Genomic DNA, 21,076 nt, shown 5'->3' with positions numbered 1-21,076 from the left:
GTTTTTTACTCCGCGGTCGGGCCGAGCATTTGCCAGGCCTCATCAAGATACTGCAGCACCTGCTGCACCTGCGCCGCAGTGGTATAAGCCGCCAGCGATACCCGCACTACCGCAGTCAGATCCCAGGACTGCAGCAACAGTTGGGCGCAATGGTGCCCGGCTCGCACAGCTACCTGCTGCTCGTCCAGCCAGACAGCTAAATCATAGGCGTGAACTTGCGGGCAGTAAAAACTGACTACGGGAGTATGGTTAGCGCCCGCCGGTAGCACTTGTAACCACGGCCGCTGTTGCAGCCCGTCCACTAGTTGCTGGCGCAGTTCCTGCAAATACCCGGTCAGCCCCATTGCACGCTGCTGTTGCAACCATTCAAGCGCTGTTACCGTGGCGCTGATGGCAGCGGTGTTTGGGGTACCCGCTTCAAACCGCTGAATACTATCAACCAGCTCAGCGTCATGGCGGGTGACCTGCCGCACCACACCGCCGCCGACAACGAATGGCTCCATCCGTCGCCACCAGCGAGCGTTCATATAAAGCACGGCCACACCGGGCAGCCCGTAGGCCTTGTGGCCGCTGAATACCAACGCATCACAATCTAAAGCTGTGACATCAAGTTCGGTGTGCCCCACCGCTTGCGCCGCATCGACAATAACCGGAATATCGCGCTGTCTCGCCAGCGCGCAGACCGCCGCAACCGGGAAAATAGCACCGGTAATATTGCTGGCCAGGGTCACACTAATCAGCCGGGTACGCTCATTGATCAGTTGCTGCCAGTCACCAAGCCCACCGCTTACCGGATCCACCGGGATAAATCGCAAAACCAGCCTGTGTTGTTTAGCTAACCGCTGCCACGGCAGGATATTGGCATGATGTTCGGCATCCGTGAGCAGAATTTCATCGCCCTCGCGCCAGCTTACCGGTAATTGCTGCGCCAGGCCGTTCAGTGCCGCCGTGGTGGACGAAGCAAAGGCCACGTCGTCCGCCGGCGCCTTAATAAAAGCGGCGGCTATCCCGCGAGCGTTCTCCAACAGATCCGTGGCAGCGCGGCCAAGCCGGTGGCTGCCGCGATGCACATTGGCATGGGTACTGGTGAAATAATGCTGAAAGCTATTCAGCACAGCCGCCGGCACCTGACAGGTGGCAGCACTATCCAGGTAGATTAGCTGTGGATTTTGCTGCAGCAGCGGGAACTCTGCAACAGGCGGCTGATAGCTTTCAGTCAAGATTGATCTCCGGGTGTTGCTGATGCAAAAAACGAACGATCACTGGATTTACCAGCTCGGGCGCAGTAACTGGCCCCATGTGGCCACAAGCTAATGCGGCCGTTTCAACTTGTGGTAATACGTGCTGCAGGCGCGCGGCCACCTGCTGCGCGCTAAGCCGGCTGAAAGCACCGGTCAGCAATAACGTCGGCACCTGTATCTGATGATAGTCCTCAGCGTTACACGGCTCGCCCATCAAGGCGGCAAAATCCATTGTTACTTTCCCGGCCTGGCGCACCATCCCCTGCCGGATTCGCTCCGGCAGGGCATCAAAATAGCCAGGCTGATTCCAGTAATCAACAAAGGCGCGGGTCGCCGCTTCAGCATCGGCCTGATGCATTTGATCGGCGATTTTATCAATTTCCTGTCGGGCTGGCTGGTCGCTGTCCAGAATATGAAAGGCAACGGGCTCGAATAAGGTCAGACTGCGTACCGGAAGAGCCTGTTCGCGGGCAAGCTTAAGCGCCAGTGCGGCGCCGTACGAATGACCAATCAAATGCACTGGATGGTCGATGGCGGCGTCCTCTATAGCCGCCAGCACCCGCGGTATTTCATCGCTTAAACGAAAATCATCCGGATCCATGACTTCCGGCCGGGCCGCTTTACCATAGCCGAGCAGATCAACCGCAAGCACATCGAAGTGCTGGTTAAGCTCAGCCTGCAGTGCCCGCCACTGGCCACTGGTACTCTGCGAACTATGCAATAACAACACCGGCGGCTGGCCAGCAGTGCCACTACGATAGCTGCCGGTAACTCCGGTCATAGCTGGCTTCCGATCGCATAGCCCAGCATATAACCAGCCTGCACCAGCAGCACGATAAAGGTACCCAGTACGCCGACCGTGCGACCCCAGGACGGCCCGATGCTCATTCGCAGGCCGATAACATGACAAATCCGGGCGACAAAGAGTAAGCCGCCTAACGCATGAAGCAGCCACATATAGGCGCCGGTCAGTTCCATCAGCACCAGCAATAGCAGCGCCAGTGGTACATATTCAGAAAAATTACCATGAGCCCGCACAGCCACCTTCAGATCCTGAGATTCACCCGTTCCCAGACCTACCCGGTCACGCCAGCGCAGCCGGATAATAACCCCGGACAGGCCAATATAAAGTAAGGTTAATAAACCGGCATAGAGCAGACTTGTAGTTAACATGAGTTCCATCAACGCACCTCTGACTTATAGTTATAAAAAAACCCACGCAAGGTGGGTTTTTGAAAAATGTCGAACCGCCGGAATCAGCTTAACAGCTCGCCAAGCTCGGCACTGATTGATTCTACATCACGGGTTCCATCAAGCCGATGGAAGACCGTTTCACCTTGCTCTGCTAGTTTACGATAATAAGCGACCAATGGCTCGGTTTGTTCGTGATAAATCGCTAACCGTTTGCGCACGGTTTCTTCTTTATCGTCGTCGCGGACTATCAGGTCTTCACCAGTCAGATCATCTTTACCCTGCTGCTTTGGCGGGTTGTGATCCACGTGGTAAACACGCCCCGAACCCGGGTGAACGCGACGACCAGCCATACGCTTCACGATCACATCATCCGGAACCGCAAATTCAAGTACGTAGTCGACTTCAATACCCGCTTCATGCATGGCATCAGCCTGCGGAATAGTACGGGGGAAACCGTCCAGCAAATAACCGTTCTGGCAGTCTGGCTCAGCTACCCGCTCTTTGACCAGACCAATCATAATATCGTCTGATACCAGCTTGCCAGCATCCATAACCGCCTTCGCTTTTTTGCCTAAATCAGTTCCGGCTTTTATCGCAGCCCGTAACATATCGCCTGTTGAGATTTGTGGAATCCCAAAGGTTTTCATCAGGAACTGCGCCTGTGTACCTTTCCCTGCGCCCGGAGCGCCCAGCAGGATAATGCGCATGAACAACCTCTTTATTTGCTTAAATAGTTTGATCGCTTGGAGTAAGCCCGAACTTTACCTTGCAGCGGCAGGCTTTACAAGTCCGGGCAGTGCTAAAACAGACACCTGGATCAGGCGTCTGTCAGCTCCAGCATCAAACGATTCAGCCGGGTCACAAACTGTGCCGGGTCTTTCAGATTACCGCGCTCAGCAAGGGTCGCCTGGTCCAGCAGCAGCTGGGCCCATTCACTGAAGCGTTGCTCGTCCTCAAGCGCCACCACCCGTTGTACCAGGGTGTGCTCCGGGTTTACCTCAAAGATATACTTGGTTTCCGGAACCTTCTGGCCAGCGGCCTCCATCAGTTTAGCCATCTGCGTACTCATATCGTTTTCATCTGTGACGATACAGGCAGGCGAGCTGGTCAGCCGGTGCGTTACCCGCACACTTTTCACTTTGTCACCAAGCGCTTTTTCGAAGCGCTTCGCTGAGTCTTCAAAAGCTTTCTCAGCAGCTTCCTGTTGCTGTTTGCTTTCTTCATCTTCAAGCTCACCAAGATCCAGGTCGCCCCGGGTAACCGACTGGAAAGTCTTCTCCTTGTATGTGCTCAGATGACTCATTAACCATTCGTCGATGCGCTCCGACAGCAGCAATACTTCGATGCCCTTTTTCCGGAAGATCTCCAACGCCGGATTGTCGCGGGCTGCTTCATAACTGTCAGCAACAATGTAATAGATGCTTTGCTGTTGCTCAGGCATGCGCTCAAGATATTCGTCCAGGCTGGTTGATGCCTCACTGGTATCCGTATGGGTGGAGGCAAAGCGCAGCAGGCTGGCGATTTTCTCCTGATTGGCCTGATCTTCAGCTGGTCCTTCTTTCAGCACAGTACCAAAGGTGTTCCAGAACTCCTGATAAGTATCCGGATCGTCTTTGGCGAGTTTACTCAGCATGCTCAGTACTTTTTTGGTACTGCCATTACGCATTGACCGGGTGATCTTATTATCCTGCAAAATTTCCCGCGACACATTCAGCGGTAAATCGCTGGAATCCATCAACCCCCGCACAAAACGCAGATAGGTCGGCATAAGCTGGGTCGCGTCATCCATGATAAAGACACGCTTTACGTACAACTTGATACCGTTCTGTTGTTCACGGTTCCATAAATCCCAGGGCGCACGCTTTGGAATATACAGCAGGCTGGTGTATTCAGAGGTTCCTTCAACTTTGTTGTGGCTCCACAGCAGCGGATCTTCAAAGTCATGGGCGATGGTTTTATAGAACTCTTTATATTCTTCATCAGAAATTTCTGATTTCTCGCGAGTCCACAGCGCCTGGCCAGAATTAACGGCCTCCCAGCCGTCAGCCTTGCCTTCGTCATCGCGCTTGGGCATCTGCACCGGAATATTCAGGTGGTCTGAATACTTAGTCACTATGCTTTTCAGACGCCACTCATCCAGATATTCCTCAGCGTCATCGCGGACCTGCAGAATAACGTCGGTACCACGTTTGGCCTTGTCTATCTGGCGTAACTCAAATTCCCCTTCACCGCGTGAACTCCATTCAACCCCTTCACTGGCATCAGCGCCGGCTGCGCGGGTGCGCACGGTGACAGATTCAGCAACGATAAAGGCCGAGTAAAAACCAACGCCGAACTGGCCAATGAGCCGGCTGTCTTTAGCCTGATCGCCAGACAGCTTGCTGAAGAAATCGGCCGTACCTGATTTAGCGATGGTTCCGAGGTTACTCATCACCTCATCGCGGGTCATACCAATACCGTTATCGCTGATGGTAATAGTTCCGGCTTCTTTATCTGCGCTCACGCGCACATAAAGCTCGGCATCGTCAGCTAATAAACTGCCATCACTTAGCGCCTGAAAGCGCAATTTATCAGCTGCATCCGATGCATTGGAAACAAGTTCCCGAAGAAAGATTTCTTTATTGGAATAAAGCGAATGGATCATCAGGTGAAGCAGTTGCTTCACTTCGGTCTGAAAACCATGGGTTTCCGATTGACGGGCTTCCGCCATAGTAGTCTCTCCTGCACTATTGATGGTAAATACTGCTTAAAGAGATGGGGACGGCGCCTAAGATTTCAAGCGCCAGAGTACTAATTCATATCAATAACTTTACGACCACTGAAGGCATGCCCCAGCGTAGCTTGGTCAACATACTCCAGTTCACCACCAACCGGCACGCCATGGGCGATTCTGGAGGTTGCGATACGCTGGCGATGGGCTAAATCCGCAATGAAATGGGCGGTTGCTTCGCCTTCCACCGTCGGATTCGTGGCCAGGATAACCTCCTGTACCGGCTCTTCTCTGAGTCTTTTGGCGAGGATATCCAGACCAATTTCATCAGGTCCGATACCATCCAGAGGAGACAAATGCCCCATCAGCACGAAATAACAGCCCTGATAGTAGCCGGTCTGCTCAATAGCCAATACATCGGCAGGCGTTTCTACGATACAGAGCAAGCCACTGTCCCGACGTTTGGGTTGGGCGCAGATACCGCATATTGTATCTTCGGTAAGCGTTCGGCAGACCTCACAGTGGCCTACTTTTTCAACTGCTTCGGTTAATGCGGTAGCCAGCCGTAAGCCGCCTTCACGCTGGCGCTCAAGAATCTGAAAAGCCATACGCTGGGCGGACTTCGGACCAACCCCTGGCAACAACCGCAGCGCCTGGATCAGTTCTGTTATCGCCGGACTTAATCGCATCTGCAGACCTTAATCAGAACGGCATTTTAAAGCCCGGTGGCAGATTCATGCCGCCGGTAACTTCGGCCATTTTATCTTTGCTGGTTTGCTCAACCCGGCGCACCGCATCATTCACAGCGGCAGCGATAAGATCTTCCAGCATTTCCTGATCGTCATCCGTCATCAGGCTGGGATCAATAGCTACGCGGCGCACATTATGGTTGCCAAGCATAGTCACTTTAACCATGCCGGCGCCCGCTTCACCAGTCACTTCCATGCTGGCGATTTCCTGCTGAACTTTCTGCATCTTATCTTGCATTTGTTGGGCTTGTTTCATCATCGCGCCCATTCCACCTTTAAACATATTAACCTCTTGTTTAAGTCATTCGTGTTCGTTCAATAATACCGGTTAAGCCCGGATAAATCATGGTTTCAGATTGGTTTTACGCTATCTTCGATCAGCACCGCACCAAAAGTTGTTGTCAGAGCCTGAGCCAGCGGGTCAGCGGTCAGCTCGGCATGAGCCTGTTGCAGTCGCTGTGCATCAATCTGGAGTTGTATTTCAGTGGGCGTGGGCTGTTCAATGTTCTGTACCACCACATCGGTCAGCTCCATTGCCAGGCTATCCTGCAGCATGCCGGTGATGACTTCCACCGCGCTATCATTAAGAAGGTGCGCCCAATCGGTGCGTAAACACAGCTGGTACTTATTATCATCAACCTTGTGCAAAACACTGTTTCGAGCTAGTTGCCGCGCCAGTCCATGCAGTTCGCTGTTATCGATAATTGCCGCCCATGAGTCAACTTCGGCGGCCGTTCTGACCGATTTATCAATACTCTGTTTGCGCAGGGGATCAAGCCGTGACGGTGCTTTCGGAGCTTCCTGTGCGGCTGGCTCAGCGATTCCCGACGCGAATTCATGCTGTGTTGCTGGCTTTGGCTCGGGTTCTGGCTGCGGATCCGGTTCAGACGCTGGGGCTGTTACTGCGACTTCAGGATTTTTTTTTTGCTGCAAAGCATCCCGCGTTGCAATCAGCGCTTCGATATCAGCGTGACCGCCAACGGAAGCTGGGGCCTCCTGTTCAGGCTCAGGCTCAGCTTCTTGCTCTCGCTCCTGCATCTGCTCAGGTTCAGCATCACGTTGCAGCTGCGACTCCTCACTGATTTCTGAACTGGTCTGTTGTTCATTACGAATTTGGGTAACAGTAGTGGCTTCGGTTTCTATGACTTCAAGGTATTCGGGACGGAAAGTCATCATGCGCAGCAGAGCTATTTCCACACCGCTGCGGGTATCCGAAGCAAAATCGAGGTCCCGGCGAGCTTGTACCAGAATGTCGTAAAATACATGGATCAGCTCCGCCGGCAATTGACGGGCGAGACGCTGTTCTGCGTCGCTTAAACCCAACGCATCTGCCACCGCGGGCACCGCCTGAAATAAAGCTATCTGGTGCAGCAGGTTCTGCAGCTCGGACAACAAACTGGCAAGATCAGGGACCTGGCCGGCGACTTTATCCAACGTTTGCAACAGGGCTTCGCCCTGCCCCATAAGAATCTGTTGTAACAGTGCGACTAACTCGTAGCCCGGAACGCTGCCAAGCATCTGTTGCACACCGTCCACAGTAACCGCCTGATTACCTTGCGCGATAGCCTGGTCGGTCAGACTAAGCGCATCGCGCAAGCTACCCTGAGCGGCCCGGGCCAACAACTGCAATGCCTGCTCATCAGCAGCTATATCCTCGCTCTGCAGAACCTGTTGCAAATGACCGGCAATTTCGGCTCGCGACAGCGCTTTCAGATTAAACTGCAAACAACGGGATAAAACGGTGACAGGAAGTTTCTGCGGATCTGTGGTCGCCAGCAAAAATTTAACGTGCTCAGGGGGTTCTTCCAGGGTCTTGAGCAGTGCGTTGAAACTGTGCCGCGACAGCATGTGCACTTCATCAATCAGATAAACTTTGAAACGCCCCTGGGTCGGCCGGTACTGGACGTTGTCCAGCAACTCTCTGGTATCTTCAACTTTGGTGCGAGAGGCTGCGTCAATTTCTAAAAGATCAACAAAGCGTCCTTGATCAATCGCGGTGCAGGCACTGCATTCGCCACAAGGTGACGCGGTAATACCAGTTTCGCAATTGAGACTTTTGGCGAGGATACGAGCGATAGTCGTTTTGCCGACCCCACGGGTTCCGGTCAGCAGCCAGGCATGGTGCAAACGCCCCGAATTCAGTGCATTAATTAGCGGCTTCAGCACATGTTGCTGCCCGACAACTTCGGTAAAGTTGCGCGGACGCCATTTACGTGCCAGAACCTGATAACTCATGCCAATATCCTTTGCTGTTAATGCTGCTACGTTACCTTAAAATCTGCACAGCGTACAGTCCGCAAACGGTCAGGCTGTCCGGCATTCAGGTGGCAGCATAGAACGGCCAAGATCCGCCAGCAGACCAAGCAAGCGCCTATTATCAATAGGTTTCGGCAGACACAGATCAGCACCGGCTTTGCCCGCCGCGGTCTCAACCTGGTTGAGCTCCTGGGTTGTCATCAATATCAGCGGGGTCTGGCTATATTCAGGTAACTCACGCAGATTACGTAACAGCGCCAGGCCATCCATCAGGGGCATTTTATGATCCAGCAAAACGACGTCATAGGCTTTAGCCTTAGCCTGACTTAAACCATCCAGACCATCAGTCGCGCAGGTAACCGTAAATGCGCTATCAGCCAGAGCTTGCAACAGAGCGTTCCGGGTCGCAGGCTTATCTTCAACCAGCAGTAATGATAGTGACATACTTAACCCTTTTGAAAGGTAATTGGTACTCTAATTGGAGAAAAACTTCATCCACGCCAGCACCGCCGGCAACAGGGGAATTGCGACGATAACCAGTACCGCCAGCAAACCCATAGTTGCATTCGAACGATCGCGGAAATTTTCTTCATGTGCCATAGCAAAATACCTCGGTAACTATAAATTTTGCGGGGCAGATCATACTTGATTAACGTGCAGCTAACAACACACCACGTTCGGCAAAATCGGGAAGAATTTGGCCCACTCCGGTGCGTACAACTTGCGCATCCAGCTGCGGCAGCAACTGAACTAACTGCTGCGTTAGTTCATTCCGCGTTAAGCCAGACTGGCTTTGCCGCAAGCAATCGACCAGTACAGCAGTAACCGGATTCAGTTGCAGAAACCGGACGCGGGCAGGCTGATCTTCTTGCTCCTTTTTCAACGGTCTGAACACCAGTAAAAAGTATCCTTCCGGCGATGGGTCGGGAGCGGCGTTATCGGCACTAATCCAGGCTACCGGAAAGCTGAAGCTGCCAATTTGCGCACTGGGATTAAGATACCAGCGACTATCCTCAGCAGTGGCTGCTGCTTCGCTTGCGCTAAGTTGATGTAATTCGTCCGGGATAACCGCGAACAGGGCTTCAACCTCCATACGCTCATAGGCCGCCAGTTCATAAGTATAAGGTGGGACCGACTCGGGCAACTCCTGCTGAGCAGCGAGAAAATCAACAAATTCTTTGCCGATTTCAGAAAAGTATGGGGATACGGCAGTATGCTCGCGGATGAACCTGTCGGCTAATTGCTGCCAGACTGCTTTGCTCAGCACGTCGCGTAATACCGGAAAACCACTACGCAAAAAATTATTGACGTTGTTAGCAATCAGCCGCCGATAAACCCGCAACCGCCGCATCTCCACTGAGTCCGGTGCCGGCGCATTATCGGGATCGCGCAGCCAATCTACGAACTCGCGTTGGGTCTGTCGATAATCAGGCATCGGCAGCATCCTGTAAGGCACTAATCTGCTGCGCCTGACGACATAACTCTGCCAATGGCGGTATATTAAAATCGCGCTCCAGCAACGTCGGGAATACCCCGTGTTGCTGATAGGCAAACTCTAATAGCTTCCAGACTTCGGGTTTAACATCAGTACCATGCGTATCAATCAGCAAATCAGGGGCTTCATCAAAATGCCCGGCGATATGGCCGTAAGCGATACGCTCCGACGGGAGCTGGCGGATAAACTCGTATGGGTCGTAACTGTGATTCACGCTATTCACATAAACATTGTTTACATCAAGCAGGAGTTTACAGTCGGCTTGATCCAGTACCTGGCAGATAAACTCCAGCTCCCGGATTTGCTGGCCTGGGGCTGCATAATAAGAAACATTTTCCAGGATCAGTGGTCGCTCAAGCAATTCCTGAACGCGCCTGACGCGCTCTGCGACATAGTTAGCCGCTTCTTCAGTAAAGGGAATAGGTAACAGATCGTAGAGGTGTCCCTGAGCAGAACAGTAACTGAGGTGTTCACTGTAAAGGTCTATCTTATAACGGTTTAAAAAATCTTTTATCGCCAGCACAAAAGGTTCATCAAGGGGATCGGGGCTACCTATGGATAACGACAAGCCGTGCGTGGTTAGCGGATAGCGCTCCCTGATCTCAGCCAATTCGCGCTGCGCTTCATTACCTCTGGGTATCCAGTTTTCAGGAGCAACCTCCCAAAAACCAACGGCGGGAGTTTCGTGCAATACATCCGCCAGAAACTCCCGCCGTAAGCCAATACCTACGCTGCGCCGCACTTGCCTTCGCCGCATTTACCTTCGCCACACTTCCCTTCTTCGGCTTTGTCTTTCATTTCTTCGGCGTGACCTTTCATTTCTTCGGCCTTACCCTTCATTTCTTCGGCATGACCTTTCATCTCGGCTTTGTGAGTTTCACCGCACTTGCCTTCGCCGCATTTACCTTCCTTTGCCTTGTCTTTCATTTCTTCTTTACGTTCCCCACCGCACTTGCCTTCTTTATGCTTGTCAGGAACCTGCTGATGGCTTTGCTGCTGATAGCCACTCGCTAATTCTGAATACGAAAACGGGCTTGCGGTCGCAGCACTGACACCGGCAGCACTCGCCATCATGGCACCCACTGCAATAGATACTGATTTCTTAACGTTGTTCATACTAACCTCCAGATATGATGAGTTACTACTTTGACTAACGAGTCTAAGCATAGTTCATTCAGCCGATAACTTAAAAAAAACCCCGCGTTTTAGCGGGGCTTTTTCAATAGCTTTATAGTTTAACTCAGCAAAAATGCTTAGAGACTAACACCACGGTTTTTCGCTTTCTGCCGGATATATTGCTCCCAGCTACGTGCGTTGCGGCGCTGCTCTTCATATTTCTGCGCTTCCTGAATATAGGTCAGTGCCTGACTGAAATTATTCGCATAGAAATAGGATTCGGCCAGCGACATATAAACCGGGCCTGGATCGTCATAACCCAGATCGATGGACTTACGATAAGCCTCTGCGGCACGGGTATAATTCTCGGAGCGCAGGTAAGCGGTGCCCTGACGACGATACTGAGCGGCTTTACCCTCTGCATCTTCCTCAAGTTTCGCGGCTTCACCATACATCACAGCAGCACGATCATATTCTCTGGCTGCTTCATAGTTATTGGCCGCGCTCTGATAATTACGAGCCGTTTTCTTTATATCGCCACTCGCCAGATGTTTTTCCATCAGCGATGCGGATTTATACGGAATTTCATTGTTGTTATACAACTGGACCAATGAACGGTACTGGCTTTCCTTATCGAAATAACCGGCCAGATAGGCAATCTCAAGAGTCTGCAGCGCTTTTGCTACTTGCTCTTCGAGCATGTACATCATACCCAGCTGGTTCCACCAGACTTTTTCGCCTGGCAGTACATTCAGGCCGTTTTCAAGAACCTTAATTGCTTCACCATACATCTTCCGCTCGTAAAACGACGCGACTTTCAATACGTAAGGGTTCTTGTTCGGTTCCTCATAGTACCTGATAGCCATGTCAGCCGGCTTAATAACCTTATCAAACTGCTTCAGTTCGTAATAAGCGTTAGCAATACGAAGAAACACATCAGGGTTATATTCACCGGTAAACTGAAGCCACTTTCCGTAGTAGTTGATCGCCTGCTCATATTTTTCCAGCTGCAAACTCAGATCAGCTGTTAACTTAAGCGCGGCTTCGTGGTCAGTAAAGCCAAGAACATCAGCATCGGCAGCGCTTTTAGTCAGCGCTAACGCCTTCTCCAACTTATCATCGGCTGCATAGAGGTTACCCAAAAAGCGATTAACATAAGCAATATCAAAAGGGTCGCGAGGCGACGCATCTTCAAGTTCAGCAATAGCGCCCTGCACATCTTCCTGTTCGCTGTACAGCTCGAAAGCGCCCATAATCCGGCGTCCGACACGATCAGATACCGCTTTGTTCTCACGGGTATCCTTGCGTTCCTGAATCGTCTCTGCAGAAGGCAAGTCATAATTGACGTTTTGTGCAGTGGCAGGTGCCGAAGCAACTGCCAGCACAGCACACAATATACTCGCACTAACTAAGACTGTGAGTTGTTTGTGCATCATCGTTATTGGCCCTCGTCCAGATTGAATTCGAGTCGGACCGTCTGACCAGGCTGCCGGACTGGCTGCCCGTCAACGATCTTCGGCTTATACTTCCAGCGGTACAGCGCCCGACGCGCTTCCTGATCGAATACCCGCCGTGGTTCTGAGTTGATTACTTCAACATCAGTTACCCCGCCGGTTTCATCAATAGTAAAGCGAAGATCCACCCAACCATTGATACCATCGCGCTGTGCTGCTGGCGGATAACGCGGATTAATACGAACAATCGGCGTTGCTTCACCATCAGTTCTGACGCCATCGGTTGAGAAGCCAGTGTCTGTTCCACCAACATCAACTTCAAAACCCAGATCCAAATTCATACCGGCATCATCAGATGTGTCAGGTTCATTTGGTGGTGTCTGTGGCGGCTGCTGCGGCGGCGGTGGCGGCGGCGGAGTACGACGACGTACGTCGGTATCCTCGTCCGCCGGCTGGCTCACAATTTCGATAGCAGCTGTTGGTGGAGGCGGCTCGTTCCGTCCTTCGCCTCCACTAATCAGAAATGCCATAAAAGCGAACAACAGGAACGTGGCAGCCGCACCTAATAGTATTGATACTATAAAGCGCACCATATTAATCGTCCTCTGCGGCTATGGATATCGTGAGATTACCCGCTTCCTTGATTTGATCCATGACTTTAACGACAACACCATGTTTGGCTTCTTTGTCCGCCTGAATCACAACCATATCGGTAGGTTGCTCTGCCAGCAGACGTTCGATGTTGGCGCCAACACGCTCAACAGCGACCATACGCTTGTCCATCCATACTTCGCCATTCGCACGAATAGCGATAAAGATGTTGGCCGAAGGTTTCTTCTGCGCCTGACTTGCTTCTGGCTTGTTCACGTCAATACCAGCTTCTTTAACGAAAGAGGTCGTTACGATGAAGAAGATCAACATGATAAACACGATGTCGAGCATCGGCGTCATATCGATCGCTGCATCTTCCTCTTCACGAAAACGGTTACGTGCCATAATTCTTCTCTCTTAATGATGTGGCAAACTGTCGATTAATTTATGCTTCGCCCGTTTTACCCGCGCTTCCAGGCGCGTGGCAAAAAACATACCGGACAATGCTGCAACCATCCCTGCCATAGTCGGGATTGTTGCCATCGAGATACCTGACGCCATCAGACGTGGGTTACCCGTTCCTTGTACTGCCATCACTTCGAAGACTGCAATCATACCGGTTACAGTACCCAGAAGGCCGATTAACGGACAAATGGCAACACAGGTTTTAATCAACAAAATACGCGCATTTAGCTTAACGTCAGCTTCGGAAATCCATGCATCACGGATCTTATGAGCATACCAGGAGGTGGTGTCCTGCCGTTTGTCCCAATTCTCGAGAATTTCTTTCTTGAGTTTTGGAAACACACCAGCCAGGAACCAATAGCGCTCTACCATGAGTACCCACATGAGAAAGAGCGCTCCCATGACGACGTACAAGACGTCGCCACCGGTACTCAGAAAATCCCTGATAGATTCCCAGAGTTCTATCAGGTAAATCATAGGATTACTCCTTTGGCTCCGCGTGAGCGGCTACGATACCAGCGGCCTGCTGGTCAAGTACCTGAACGATGCCTTTAGCACGGCCAGCTACAATCGCGTGGATCAAAATCAGTGGCAGTGCTGCAATCAGACCTAATGCGGTCGTTACCAGCGCCATTGAGATGTCACCCGCCATGATTTTCGGATCACCTGTACCAAACAGGGTAATAGACTGGAAGGTACCGATCATACCAACAACTGTACCTAACAGACCTAACAGAGGTGCAATCGCTGCCAGAATCTTGATGATGTTGACGCCAGCGTCGATACGCGGCGTTTCGCGCAGAATGGCTTCATCAAGTTTCAGCTCAAGGTTCTCAACATCAGAGCCTTTGTTCTCATGATAGACCTTAAGGATACGACCCAGCGCATTACCTGTAGAAGGCTTATCAGTGTTCTTCAGCTGTGAACGCATCTTGGCACTTTCGATACCCAGAGTAATAAACTTATACACTGCAATCAGCAAGCCGATCAGTAGCGCTACAGTAATAACGTAGCCTACTGTACCACCCTGGTGATAACGCTCTTCCAGAGTTGCCTTCTGAGTAGCAAGACTAAGAATCTGGCCACGAGCCGGGTCAACGTAAAGACCGGTATAACCTTCGTCCAGAGCCAGGTAGTCTTCAACAGAGGCAGTTACATAACCCTCTGGCTGACGACCCAATGGCTGAATTTCATTAGCCTGGTCATTGAAAGTAAAGTACATGCCACCAGAAATCAGGTTGAATACGCCGATACGGGTGACGTCACGGTTTTCCGTGCTACCGTCCAGCATGACCACGTCAGTATTGAAGGTTACGGTTTTGCCTGACTCTTTCATTTCAGTCAGCAGGGCAAACCATAGTTCTTCAAGTTCTGCGATAGTTGGCAGTTCCTGCGCTTCAGCCAGTGACTCAAGCACTTTCTCACGACCAGGATACTGGGCACTAACGATTGAAGTCGCGATACGACCAATCACATCGCTTGCTGAACCACGAACCACACCGAACATTTCACCCAAAGTACCTTTAGCGGTCTCAAGTTCCTGTTCTTTGTTGGCCAGGGCAATTTCATTCTCTGCAAACTGGGTCTGCAGACGCTGCCCGCGGGCTTTCTCGTCACGCAGCTGCTGTTTAGCACGGTTTAACAGAGCCTGTTTGTCAGCACGCTCAGCGGTGAACTCTTGCAGACGTTCTTCACTGATGTTCTGTGATGACACGCGATTTTGTTTTACCAGCTCAAGTAGCTGGTCAAGTGACTTGGCTTCTTGAGCATTTACTGCGGTAACGCCAGCTGACAGAGTGACTGTTAAGGCGACCAGTAAGGATTTCACTAGTTGTTTCATTCTGCACGCTCCGCTGCGAAAATTGGCAGTTCAATCAAATCAGGAGCCGTTTGCTTACGTGCCATCCGGATCGCTTTAGTCAGCGAACCCAGGTACACGTCGCCTAACGCTGCCCACGAGTCAGTTTCTTTGTTGTAAATCCAGCCATTTTTAAGGTCCAGTGACTGCGCAAGCAGTGCAACGCGGCCTAAATGGAAGAAATCAACAGAAATCTCTTCGCCTTCAAACTGAAGTTTACCTTCATAGGCGATCAGACCTGAACCGTAGTCCATCTCTGCCTGGTAGGCTTCGATGATCTGGCGGAACTGCTCAGAAGTGGTTACGTCAGAGCGCTCCATGATGTCACGCAGACGCTGAACGCGCTCTAAACGACGCTCTTTGTGGATTGGAATATCCAGCTTCACAAATTCTTCCAGCGAGTCGATCATTTTATACATCAGGGGAATAACACCCTGCTTGGTTTCATCGATGCCGTCGATTTGGCGCTGTAATGAAGCCAGCGTCTGATTTTGGTCATCAACTAAACGTGCCACATGATCATTGTAAACTTTCAGGTTCTCATACTCGTCTACAACAGAGCGGTATTCAAAAAGCAATTCCTGACTCTGCTCAAACAGGGAGTCAATCTTTGACTGAGCGCGCTTCATTGATTCATGGATTTTTGCTTCTTCGCTTTGCAGCGCGGAAACATCTTGTGCCGCAACGGTAGCGCTGCCGGCCATCGCGAACATGCCAACTAAGGCAATAGCGATTTTGCTTTTATTGATTACTTTGGTCATAGTTCCCAACCAATTTGACTTAACCTTCCAACTGACGACGCCATGCCGAAAGCTTCCGGTTATTTGAGTGACGAAAAGAGTTTAATCAACACTTTGCAGCTATTACTTTCACAAGTAAGGCCACAAGTAGTAACTAAACCTGTAAAGTAATAATCGCTCAATACTCCCATGATCCTGACAAGACTGTCAACCCACAGATCTTAGTTAAATCAGTGCTTCCCTGCAGATTCCATCTCGTTTACAGCATCTTAACAGGCAGTCTATATTACTCCTCATTAGGTATTAGCGTAGTTCATAAATTATGACTCTACTTATAACCTTAAAGTTCAGTTTTCAACTATCGCAATTGCTTCGGTTCTGCCCTAAAGTATGGGTTCTGCCAAAGATGGAACCACCAGCATGCTTGATGAACAGCTCAAACAGCGTTTGCTCGCCCAGCTACAACAAATGCAGCAGGACATCGAGCAACTCAATATTCAGGAAGAAGAATTCAGTGACTGGTTCGACGATAGTCTGTTTCGCAGCGATGCGCTGACACCACGTTGTTACCTGGATGAGATCCGGAGCAACCTACGGGCATTGGAACAGCTTTGCTCTGAGAGTCGCCGGCAATGGCTGGCACAGCGCCTTGCCGACCAGATGAGCGCTTTGTACCAGGGTATACGGTGGTTCAGCGAGCGGCCTCGTAAAGCGACCGCTCAGTCACGAAAATAAAAGCCCAGTGCCTGGCGCACCGATGGCGGTAACTCCGGCAAGGTACTTTTCGGCAGCAAATAGGTCGACATTGCAAAAAAGTCTTTAAATACGCGATTTTGCTCCGTAGTCCGCCGCAGATAATCATGGCCCGATGAGCCACCGGTACCAATCTTAGTGCCGAGCATACGCTGTACCATCATAGCGTGTTTATAACGCCAGATGGTTAACTTCTCATCCATTTCAGCCAGCGAGGTAATGACCTGCCAGGCCAGGTTAAAAGCGGGTTCTTCTCGATACTGCGTAATAAATAACGCACTTAACATGGCGCGCTGAGATAAACGCACCCGATCATCTTTTTGTAACTCGGTATAACGTTCGTTATCGAAAAGTGCGGCAAAATTATCCCGGTTTGACTGCAACCCCGCTAGTTCAGCTGCCAGTTGCTCGACATCGGCCGCATTTTCCCGAATAACTTGTTCATCCTGATCGAGGGATTTTTGCACGGCCTGCTGATACACCTCCCAGAAACTGAAGTCTTCAAACTGCAAAAATGGCATACGCGCCAGCCAGTCATCGACGCGATCAAACAGGCTCGGTTGCCGCTCCAGTTCTTCCAGGTAATTGCGATCTTCATCGTTAAGCCGATTGAAAAAAGATTGCTGATCAAAGGCGATGCGCTTACCGCGGGTCAGCCCCAGGATGATTTCCAGCTCTTTAAACTGGACACTCTGGAAGCCGGATGCAGGCACCAGAATGTCCCGGAATTCGAGAAACTCCTGGGGTGTCATGGTTTCGATAACGCCAACCTGATCATTCATCAAGTCCTGAATGGTCAGAATCCGGCGCAGCCGGTGAGATACCAGGTATAAAGCCTTGTCGTCCAGCTTCGGTTGCTGAAATTCTTTATAAATGGAGCGCAGTTCATGCAATACCTGCTTGAACCAGAGCTCATAAACCTGATGTACAATTATAAATAACATTTCGTCATGGGCTTCGTCGCCATAACGTGAACTATGCGGCTGCTGCGCGTCAAGGAGCTTGTCAAGGCGAAGATATTCGCCGTAATAAACAGGGGTTTGATTCTTAGGCATTAGCGGTGTCCGTATTAGTCATTTACCTGTGAGTAAACGAATACTAACACTGCAGAGCGGGAATAACGAAGGAGGAATTGGGTGGCGGCCTCACCAGCCACACCCCGGCACACGCATCCCTGACTGCGGCTGCTCCCTTCCGGGCCTGACCGGATTCATCAGTTAGCGTTGCGAGGGGACCAATGAGGCCGCCATAACGCCGCGCATTATCCATGATCACCGGCGTGCTGGCAAGGCAAGCCGGTGCTAACTGGAGGGAATTTAACCAGTACTGATGATTTAGTTACTTTTTCCGTTGCAAGCGGCTTGTAATCGCCGCTCTAGCAGAGTCTGAGTTTAGCGCGCGGATGAATACCTGCGCTTCGCGATCGATGCGGTCAGCGACTGGCTCGGCCGGCAACTTCATCAGCGCTTTCGTTGCGCGCAGACCTTTAGCTGGCTTAGCTGCCAGGGCAGCAGCACTGCCTTCAAGCTGTTGCTGCAGCTGATCAGCATCTACCACTTTATTCACTAAGCCAAAATTCAGTGCAGTATCGGCATCGATGGTTTCGCCCAACAGGAGCAGTTCAGCCGCCCGTAAGTGCCCGCATGCGGCCGGCAGCAATAAGCTGGACGCCGCTTCCGGAACCAGACCCAAATCGACAAAAGGCAGCGCAAACTTCGCTTCCGCACTGGCGTAAACTAAATCACAGTGCAGCAGAATTGTCGTGCCTATGCCAATCGCCAGGCCATTTACGCCCGCGATAAGTGGTACCGTAAGGCTACTGAGCGTATAGAGAAACTCAAATGGGGCAGCGCTGCTATCCAGTTCTTTAATCTGCAGAAAGTCCTGCAAATCATTGCCAGCGGTAAAACTATCGCCACTGCCGGTCAGCACCACCGCGGCGACCGAACTGTCCCGCTCAGCTTGCTGCAGCTCATGCGTCAGAGCACGATACATATCCTGTGTCAGGGCGTTTTTTTTATCAGTACGTAACAGGGTGAGCCATACTACGCCGTTCTTCAGTTCTGACTTTACATACTCACTGCTGTAATTACTCATTGCCTCTGGCTTCCCATGCTTTTTTAGTGGCCAGATGCATTGGCAGAATAAGATCCAGCGCTGACTTGTCAGTCCCCGGTAATTGCATCTGGTTATTTTGTTTCGGCCTTACGCGCTGGCCCCATTTAATAATCCCCGCCCCACAAGTCAGACCGCCACCAAATACCGCCGATACTATGGTGTCGCCGGGCTTAATGATGCCCTGCTCCAGTGCTTCGGTATAAGCAATCGGCAGCGTTGCCGACGAGGTATTACCGTACTTCTGGATATTAATAACGGTTTTAGATTCCGGTACGTTGCAGCGTTTGGCCAGATAATCAATCAGACGCTTATTCGCCTGATGCGGAATCAGCGAATCAATATCATCCGTGGTCAGGCCGGTTTCCGCGAATACCTTATCAATGGCAATATTCATACCCTTGACTGCACGCTTAAAAATCTCCTGCCCGACAAAGTTGAATGGCATGATGCCGTCAAAATCAAAGCGATCAAAACTCATGCCGAATTCCAGCGCCAGCACGTCCCGCGCATCGGCATCACAGGTTACATGTGAGGCCAACAAGCCGGTCTCTTCGGTGCTGGCTTCCAGTACCATTGCACCCGCTCCATCACCAAACAGCACCGCGCTTTCGCGGCGGGTCCAGTCCAGGATCCGCGTCAGCCGTTCAGCACCAATAACCAGAACTTTTTTGTGAGCACCGGTACGAATTGACTGGGTGGCATAATGCAGACCATATAAAAAACTACTGCAGGCGGCGTTCAGATCAAAAGCAGCGGCATATTTAGCGCCTAAATCACGTTGCACAGCTGATGCCACGTTGGGAATGATTTCGTCTGCTGTGCAGGTGCCGACCAGAATTAAATCTAAATCATTGGGATCAAGATCGGCCGCCGCCAGCGCGTTTCGGGCAGCAACTGTAGCTAAATGTGAAGTACCCAGGTGGCTGACCCGACGCTCTTCGATACCCGTACGGGTACGGATCCATTCGTCGGACGTATCCAGAAAAGTCGCCAGATCTTCGTTTGTCATTACCGCTGGTGGCAGGCACTTTCCCCAACCTGTTATTTCTGCATGTATTTTCACGTTATAAAACCTATAGTCACAGTTACTTTTTCGCTATCATAGCACGAATGTTTCAGAGTGAAATGTCCGACCAATTGTAAGTCAAACCCAACTCAATAGTAAGGCAATGATAATCCGATGGTAACCCAGCAGCGCCCGGCAATATCCCCTGATCAGCGTCTAAATACCGCCGCCGGTAGCTTTTATCTGCAACGGCTGCCGGTAAACAGTCCGCGTAATCTGCAAGCCTGGGATGCCGCCGATGAGCTGATTCACGACTATCTTGTCGCGCATCCGACCATCAGCAAGCCGCTGCTCTTTAATGATCAGTTTGGCGCCCTGCTGATGCCTCTGGCTCATTTATCTGTAGCTAGTGTCAGTGACTCTTATATCAGTCATCGCGCCTGGGAACATAACCTGAACCTGAATCGGTTGCCTTATCAACTGCAGAGTCTCAGCCCGCTCGACCCGCTGCCAGTCGATGTTGATCGGGTGCTGATGAAAGTTCCCAAAAGCCTGAGCCTGCTGGAATTTCAACTGGCGCGCCTGGCGGCTGAGCTGCCGCCGGGTACACCCCTGGTGGCAGCGGCCAAGAGTAAAATCTTTACTCCCGCCGTGCGTGACTTGTTTCAGCGTTACTGTGATCAGGTTGAGGTATCCCTGGCGCAGAAAAAATCGCGGCTGTTACAGGCGCGTTTTAAGGCTGTTGCCATTGACGATAGCCAGTTTATAAATCGCTGGTCAGTGCCGGAGTTAAACCTGGAATTGCTACACCACGCCGGTGTATTTGCCCGCAATCAGCTCGACATCGGCGCGCGTTTTTTGCTGGAAAACCTGCCTGCAGCCGGTGCTGAAACTGTCGTCGATTTAGGCTGTGGTAACGGCGTACTGGGTATCAGCTATGCCCGCACGTCGCCGGCCAGTCGCATCAGTTGGATTGATGAATCTTTTCTGGCGGTGGCCTCGACGCGCGCTAACGTTGCCGCAAACCTTGACCCTGCCGGCGATCGTTATCAGGCCCTTGTGGATGACTGTCTGAGCCAGCAACCCGCACAAAGCTGTGATTTGATTTTATGTAACCCGCCCTTTCACCAAGAGCATGCGGTGACCTCGCACATCGCTATACAAATGTTCAGCGATGCCCGGCGCGTATTGCGGCAGGGCGGTGAATTACGGGTAGTGGCGAACCGTCATCTGGCATATCATCAGCCATTGAAGGGTCTGTTCGGCACCGTCCGACAGATTGCAGCAAATCCAAAATTCGTTATTTTAAGTGTTAAAAAACGCTAATCAG

Annotated in this window: 24 protein-coding genes and 1 other RNA gene; 2 read left to right on the top strand and 23 right to left on the bottom strand. The window is 51.3% G+C overall.

The features are described 5' to 3' along the window. Positions 1-5 precede the first annotated feature (5 nt). From R3196_RS01690 to R3196_RS01600, 19 genes are all read right to left on the bottom strand, one after another. Entirely contained in the window at positions 6-1,220 is a 1,215-nt protein-coding gene (locus R3196_RS01690; protein WP_318934882.1) for an aminotransferase class V-fold PLP-dependent enzyme, read from the bottom strand. Further along, positions 1,213-2,022, bottom strand: coding sequence for an alpha/beta hydrolase (locus R3196_RS01685; protein ID WP_318934881.1), 810 nt, complete (start codon positions 2,020-2,022; stop codon positions 1,213-1,215). The genes R3196_RS01690 and R3196_RS01685 overlap by 8 nt, the downstream gene beginning before the upstream one ends. Further along, positions 2,019-2,414, bottom strand: a complete 396-nt coding sequence (locus R3196_RS01680) for an MAPEG family protein (RefSeq protein WP_318934880.1) — start codon at positions 2,412-2,414, stop codon at positions 2,019-2,021. Before R3196_RS01680 ends, R3196_RS01685 begins: the two co-directional genes overlap by 4 nt. A gap of 83 nt (positions 2,415-2,497) precedes the next feature. After that, positions 2,498-3,142 (bottom strand): adenylate kinase, encoded by a 645-nt coding sequence (gene adk / locus R3196_RS01675; RefSeq protein ID WP_318934879.1) that lies wholly within the window; start codon positions 3,140-3,142, stop codon positions 2,498-2,500. Between the two features lie 110 nt (positions 3,143-3,252). Beyond that, the gene (htpG, locus tag R3196_RS01670) at positions 3,253-5,145 is read right to left on the bottom strand and encodes a molecular chaperone HtpG (protein ID WP_318934877.1); all 1,893 of its coding nucleotides are present in this window, start codon (positions 5,143-5,145) and stop codon (positions 3,253-3,255) included. 80 nt (positions 5,146-5,225) lie between these two features. Continuing rightward, positions 5,226-5,834 (bottom strand): recombination mediator RecR, encoded by a 609-nt coding sequence (gene recR / locus R3196_RS01665; RefSeq protein WP_318934875.1) that lies wholly within the window; start codon positions 5,832-5,834, stop codon positions 5,226-5,228. Between the two features lie 13 nt (positions 5,835-5,847). Then, entirely contained in the window at positions 5,848-6,177 is a 330-nt protein-coding gene (locus R3196_RS01660) for a YbaB/EbfC family nucleoid-associated protein (RefSeq protein ID WP_318934874.1), read from the bottom strand. 68 nt (positions 6,178-6,245) lie between these two features. Further along, positions 6,246-8,129, bottom strand: coding sequence for a DNA polymerase III subunit gamma/tau (dnaX, locus tag R3196_RS01655; protein ID WP_318934873.1), 1,884 nt, complete (start codon positions 8,127-8,129; stop codon positions 6,246-6,248). A 69-nt stretch (positions 8,130-8,198) separates the two neighbouring features. Continuing rightward, positions 8,199-8,594, bottom strand: a complete 396-nt coding sequence (locus R3196_RS01650) for a response regulator (RefSeq protein WP_318934872.1) — start codon at positions 8,592-8,594, stop codon at positions 8,199-8,201. 30 nt (positions 8,595-8,624) lie between these two features. Beyond that, a complete protein-coding gene (locus R3196_RS01645) occupies positions 8,625-8,750 on the bottom strand; it encodes a hypothetical protein (RefSeq protein ID WP_318934871.1) in 126 nt (41 codons plus the stop codon). 49 nt (positions 8,751-8,799) lie between these two features. Then, complete coding sequence (locus R3196_RS01640) at positions 8,800-9,585, bottom strand: DUF2063 domain-containing protein (RefSeq protein WP_318934870.1); 786 nt, start codon at positions 9,583-9,585, stop codon at positions 8,800-8,802. Continuing rightward, positions 9,578-10,402 (bottom strand): DUF692 domain-containing protein, encoded by an 825-nt coding sequence (locus R3196_RS01635; RefSeq protein ID WP_318934869.1) that lies wholly within the window; start codon positions 10,400-10,402, stop codon positions 9,578-9,580. Before R3196_RS01635 ends, R3196_RS01640 begins: the two co-directional genes overlap by 8 nt. After that, positions 10,372-10,761 (bottom strand): hypothetical protein, encoded by a 390-nt coding sequence (locus R3196_RS01630; RefSeq protein WP_318934868.1) that lies wholly within the window; start codon positions 10,759-10,761, stop codon positions 10,372-10,374. The genes R3196_RS01635 and R3196_RS01630 overlap by 31 nt, the downstream gene beginning before the upstream one ends. 137 nt (positions 10,762-10,898) lie before the next feature. After that, positions 10,899-12,197, bottom strand: coding sequence for a tetratricopeptide repeat protein (locus R3196_RS01625; protein ID WP_318934867.1), 1,299 nt, complete (start codon positions 12,195-12,197; stop codon positions 10,899-10,901). A gap of 2 nt (positions 12,198-12,199) precedes the next feature. Beyond that, entirely contained in the window at positions 12,200-12,808 is a 609-nt protein-coding gene (locus tag R3196_RS01620) for an energy transducer TonB (protein WP_318934866.1), read from the bottom strand. 1 nt (position 12,809) lies between these two features. After that, entirely contained in the window at positions 12,810-13,211 is a 402-nt protein-coding gene (locus R3196_RS01615; protein WP_034773945.1) for an ExbD/TolR family protein, read from the bottom strand. A 12-nt stretch (positions 13,212-13,223) separates the two neighbouring features. Beyond that, on the bottom strand, positions 13,224-13,748 hold the full coding sequence (locus R3196_RS01610) for a MotA/TolQ/ExbB proton channel family protein (RefSeq protein ID WP_318934864.1): 525 nt from the start codon (positions 13,746-13,748) through the stop codon (positions 13,224-13,226). A 4-nt stretch (positions 13,749-13,752) separates the two neighbouring features. After that, a complete protein-coding gene (locus R3196_RS01605) occupies positions 13,753-15,111 on the bottom strand; it encodes a MotA/TolQ/ExbB proton channel family protein (RefSeq protein WP_318934863.1) in 1,359 nt (452 codons plus the stop codon). Continuing rightward, positions 15,108-15,890: a DUF3450 domain-containing protein gene (locus R3196_RS01600; RefSeq protein ID WP_318934862.1), complete on the bottom strand. Its 783-nt coding sequence runs from the start codon at positions 15,888-15,890 to the stop codon at positions 15,108-15,110. The genes R3196_RS01605 and R3196_RS01600 overlap by 4 nt, the downstream gene beginning before the upstream one ends. Positions 15,891-16,259: 369 nt before the next feature. On the opposite strand from R3196_RS01600, the gene priC reads away from it, so the two are divergent. Continuing rightward, entirely contained in the window at positions 16,260-16,604 is a 345-nt protein-coding gene (gene priC, locus R3196_RS01595; protein ID WP_318934860.1) for a primosomal replication protein PriC, read from the top strand. On the opposite strand, the gene R3196_RS01590 is transcribed toward priC, so the two are convergent. The 4 genes from R3196_RS01590 to R3196_RS01575 form a co-directional block, all read right to left on the bottom strand. Further along, positions 16,589-17,677, bottom strand: a complete 1,089-nt coding sequence (locus tag R3196_RS01590; protein WP_318934859.1) for a tryptophan 2,3-dioxygenase family protein — start codon at positions 17,675-17,677, stop codon at positions 16,589-16,591. The genes priC and R3196_RS01590 overlap by 16 nt on opposite strands. 88 nt (positions 17,678-17,765) lie before the next feature. Further along, positions 17,766-17,862, bottom strand: an RNA gene (gene ffs, locus R3196_RS01585) — signal recognition particle sRNA small type. Between the two features lie 98 nt (positions 17,863-17,960). Beyond that, entirely contained in the window at positions 17,961-18,719 is a 759-nt protein-coding gene (locus R3196_RS01580; RefSeq protein WP_318934858.1) for an enoyl-CoA hydratase-related protein, read from the bottom strand. Continuing rightward, positions 18,712-19,803: a ketoacyl-ACP synthase III gene (locus R3196_RS01575; protein ID WP_318934857.1), complete on the bottom strand. Its 1,092-nt coding sequence runs from the start codon at positions 19,801-19,803 to the stop codon at positions 18,712-18,714. The genes R3196_RS01580 and R3196_RS01575 overlap by 8 nt, the downstream gene beginning before the upstream one ends. A gap of 117 nt (positions 19,804-19,920) precedes the next feature. Between R3196_RS01575 and R3196_RS01570 the strand changes: the two genes are divergently transcribed. Further along, positions 19,921-21,072 (top strand): methyltransferase, encoded by a 1,152-nt coding sequence (locus R3196_RS01570; RefSeq protein ID WP_318934855.1) that lies wholly within the window; start codon positions 19,921-19,923, stop codon positions 21,070-21,072. The last annotated feature ends 4 nt before the right edge of the window (positions 21,073-21,076 follow it).

Origin of the sequence: Pseudidiomarina sp., assembly GCF_033722695.1 — a bacterium.
GTDB lineage: Bacteria > Pseudomonadota > Gammaproteobacteria > Enterobacterales > Alteromonadaceae > Pseudidiomarina.
Note: the sequence above shows the minus strand (reverse complement) of the source record. Positions and strands in the feature narration are given on the sequence as shown.

What these genes read in the sequence shown, in the direction of transcription:
- R3196_RS01685 (WP_318934881.1), bottom strand. Translation starts at nt 2,022, where the DNA reads ATGACCGGAGTTACCGGCAGCTATCGTAGTGGCACTGCTGGCCAGCCG.
- R3196_RS01680 (WP_318934880.1), bottom strand. Translation starts at nt 2,414, where the DNA reads ATGTTAACTACAAGTCTGCTCTATGCCGGTTTATTAACCTTACTTTAT.
- adk (WP_318934879.1), bottom strand. Translation starts at nt 3,142, where the DNA reads ATGCGCATTATCCTGCTGGGCGCTCCGGGCGCAGGGAAAGGTACACAG.
- htpG (WP_318934877.1), bottom strand. Translation starts at nt 5,145, where the DNA reads ATGGCGGAAGCCCGTCAATCGGAAACCCATGGTTTTCAGACCGAAGTG.
- recR (WP_318934875.1), bottom strand. Translation starts at nt 5,834, where the DNA reads ATGCGATTAAGTCCGGCGATAACAGAACTGATCCAGGCGCTGCGGTTG.
- R3196_RS01660 (WP_318934874.1), bottom strand. Translation starts at nt 6,177, where the DNA reads ATGTTTAAAGGTGGAATGGGCGCGATGATGAAACAAGCCCAACAAATG.
- dnaX (WP_318934873.1), bottom strand. Translation starts at nt 8,129, where the DNA reads ATGAGTTATCAGGTTCTGGCACGTAAATGGCGTCCGCGCAACTTTACC.
- R3196_RS01650 (WP_318934872.1), bottom strand. Translation starts at nt 8,594, where the DNA reads ATGTCACTATCATTACTGCTGGTTGAAGATAAGCCTGCGACCCGGAAC.
- R3196_RS01645 (WP_318934871.1), bottom strand. Translation starts at nt 8,750, where the DNA reads ATGGCACATGAAGAAAATTTCCGCGATCGTTCGAATGCAACTATGGGT.
- R3196_RS01640 (WP_318934870.1), bottom strand. Translation starts at nt 9,585, where the DNA reads ATGCCTGATTATCGACAGACCCAACGCGAGTTCGTAGATTGGCTGCGC.
- R3196_RS01635 (WP_318934869.1), bottom strand. Translation starts at nt 10,402, where the DNA reads ATGCGGCGAAGGCAAGTGCGGCGCAGCGTAGGTATTGGCTTACGGCGG.
- R3196_RS01630 (WP_318934868.1), bottom strand. Translation starts at nt 10,761, where the DNA reads ATGAACAACGTTAAGAAATCAGTATCTATTGCAGTGGGTGCCATGATG.
- R3196_RS01625 (WP_318934867.1), bottom strand. Translation starts at nt 12,197, where the DNA reads ATGATGCACAAACAACTCACAGTCTTAGTTAGTGCGAGTATATTGTGT.
- R3196_RS01620 (WP_318934866.1), bottom strand. Translation starts at nt 12,808, where the DNA reads ATGGTGCGCTTTATAGTATCAATACTATTAGGTGCGGCTGCCACGTTC.
- R3196_RS01615 (WP_034773945.1), bottom strand. Translation starts at nt 13,211, where the DNA reads ATGGCACGTAACCGTTTTCGTGAAGAGGAAGATGCAGCGATCGATATG.
- R3196_RS01610 (WP_318934864.1), bottom strand. Translation starts at nt 13,748, where the DNA reads ATGATTTACCTGATAGAACTCTGGGAATCTATCAGGGATTTTCTGAGT.
- R3196_RS01605 (WP_318934863.1), bottom strand. Translation starts at nt 15,111, where the DNA reads ATGAAACAACTAGTGAAATCCTTACTGGTCGCCTTAACAGTCACTCTG.
- R3196_RS01600 (WP_318934862.1), bottom strand. Translation starts at nt 15,890, where the DNA reads ATGACCAAAGTAATCAATAAAAGCAAAATCGCTATTGCCTTAGTTGGC.
- priC (WP_318934860.1), top strand. Translation starts at nt 16,260, where the DNA reads ATGGGTTCTGCCAAAGATGGAACCACCAGCATGCTTGATGAACAGCTC.
- R3196_RS01590 (WP_318934859.1), bottom strand. Translation starts at nt 17,677, where the DNA reads ATGCCTAAGAATCAAACCCCTGTTTATTACGGCGAATATCTTCGCCTT.
- R3196_RS01580 (WP_318934858.1), bottom strand. Translation starts at nt 18,719, where the DNA reads ATGAGTAATTACAGCAGTGAGTATGTAAAGTCAGAACTGAAGAACGGC.
- R3196_RS01570 (WP_318934855.1), top strand. Translation starts at nt 19,921, where the DNA reads ATGGTAACCCAGCAGCGCCCGGCAATATCCCCTGATCAGCGTCTAAAT.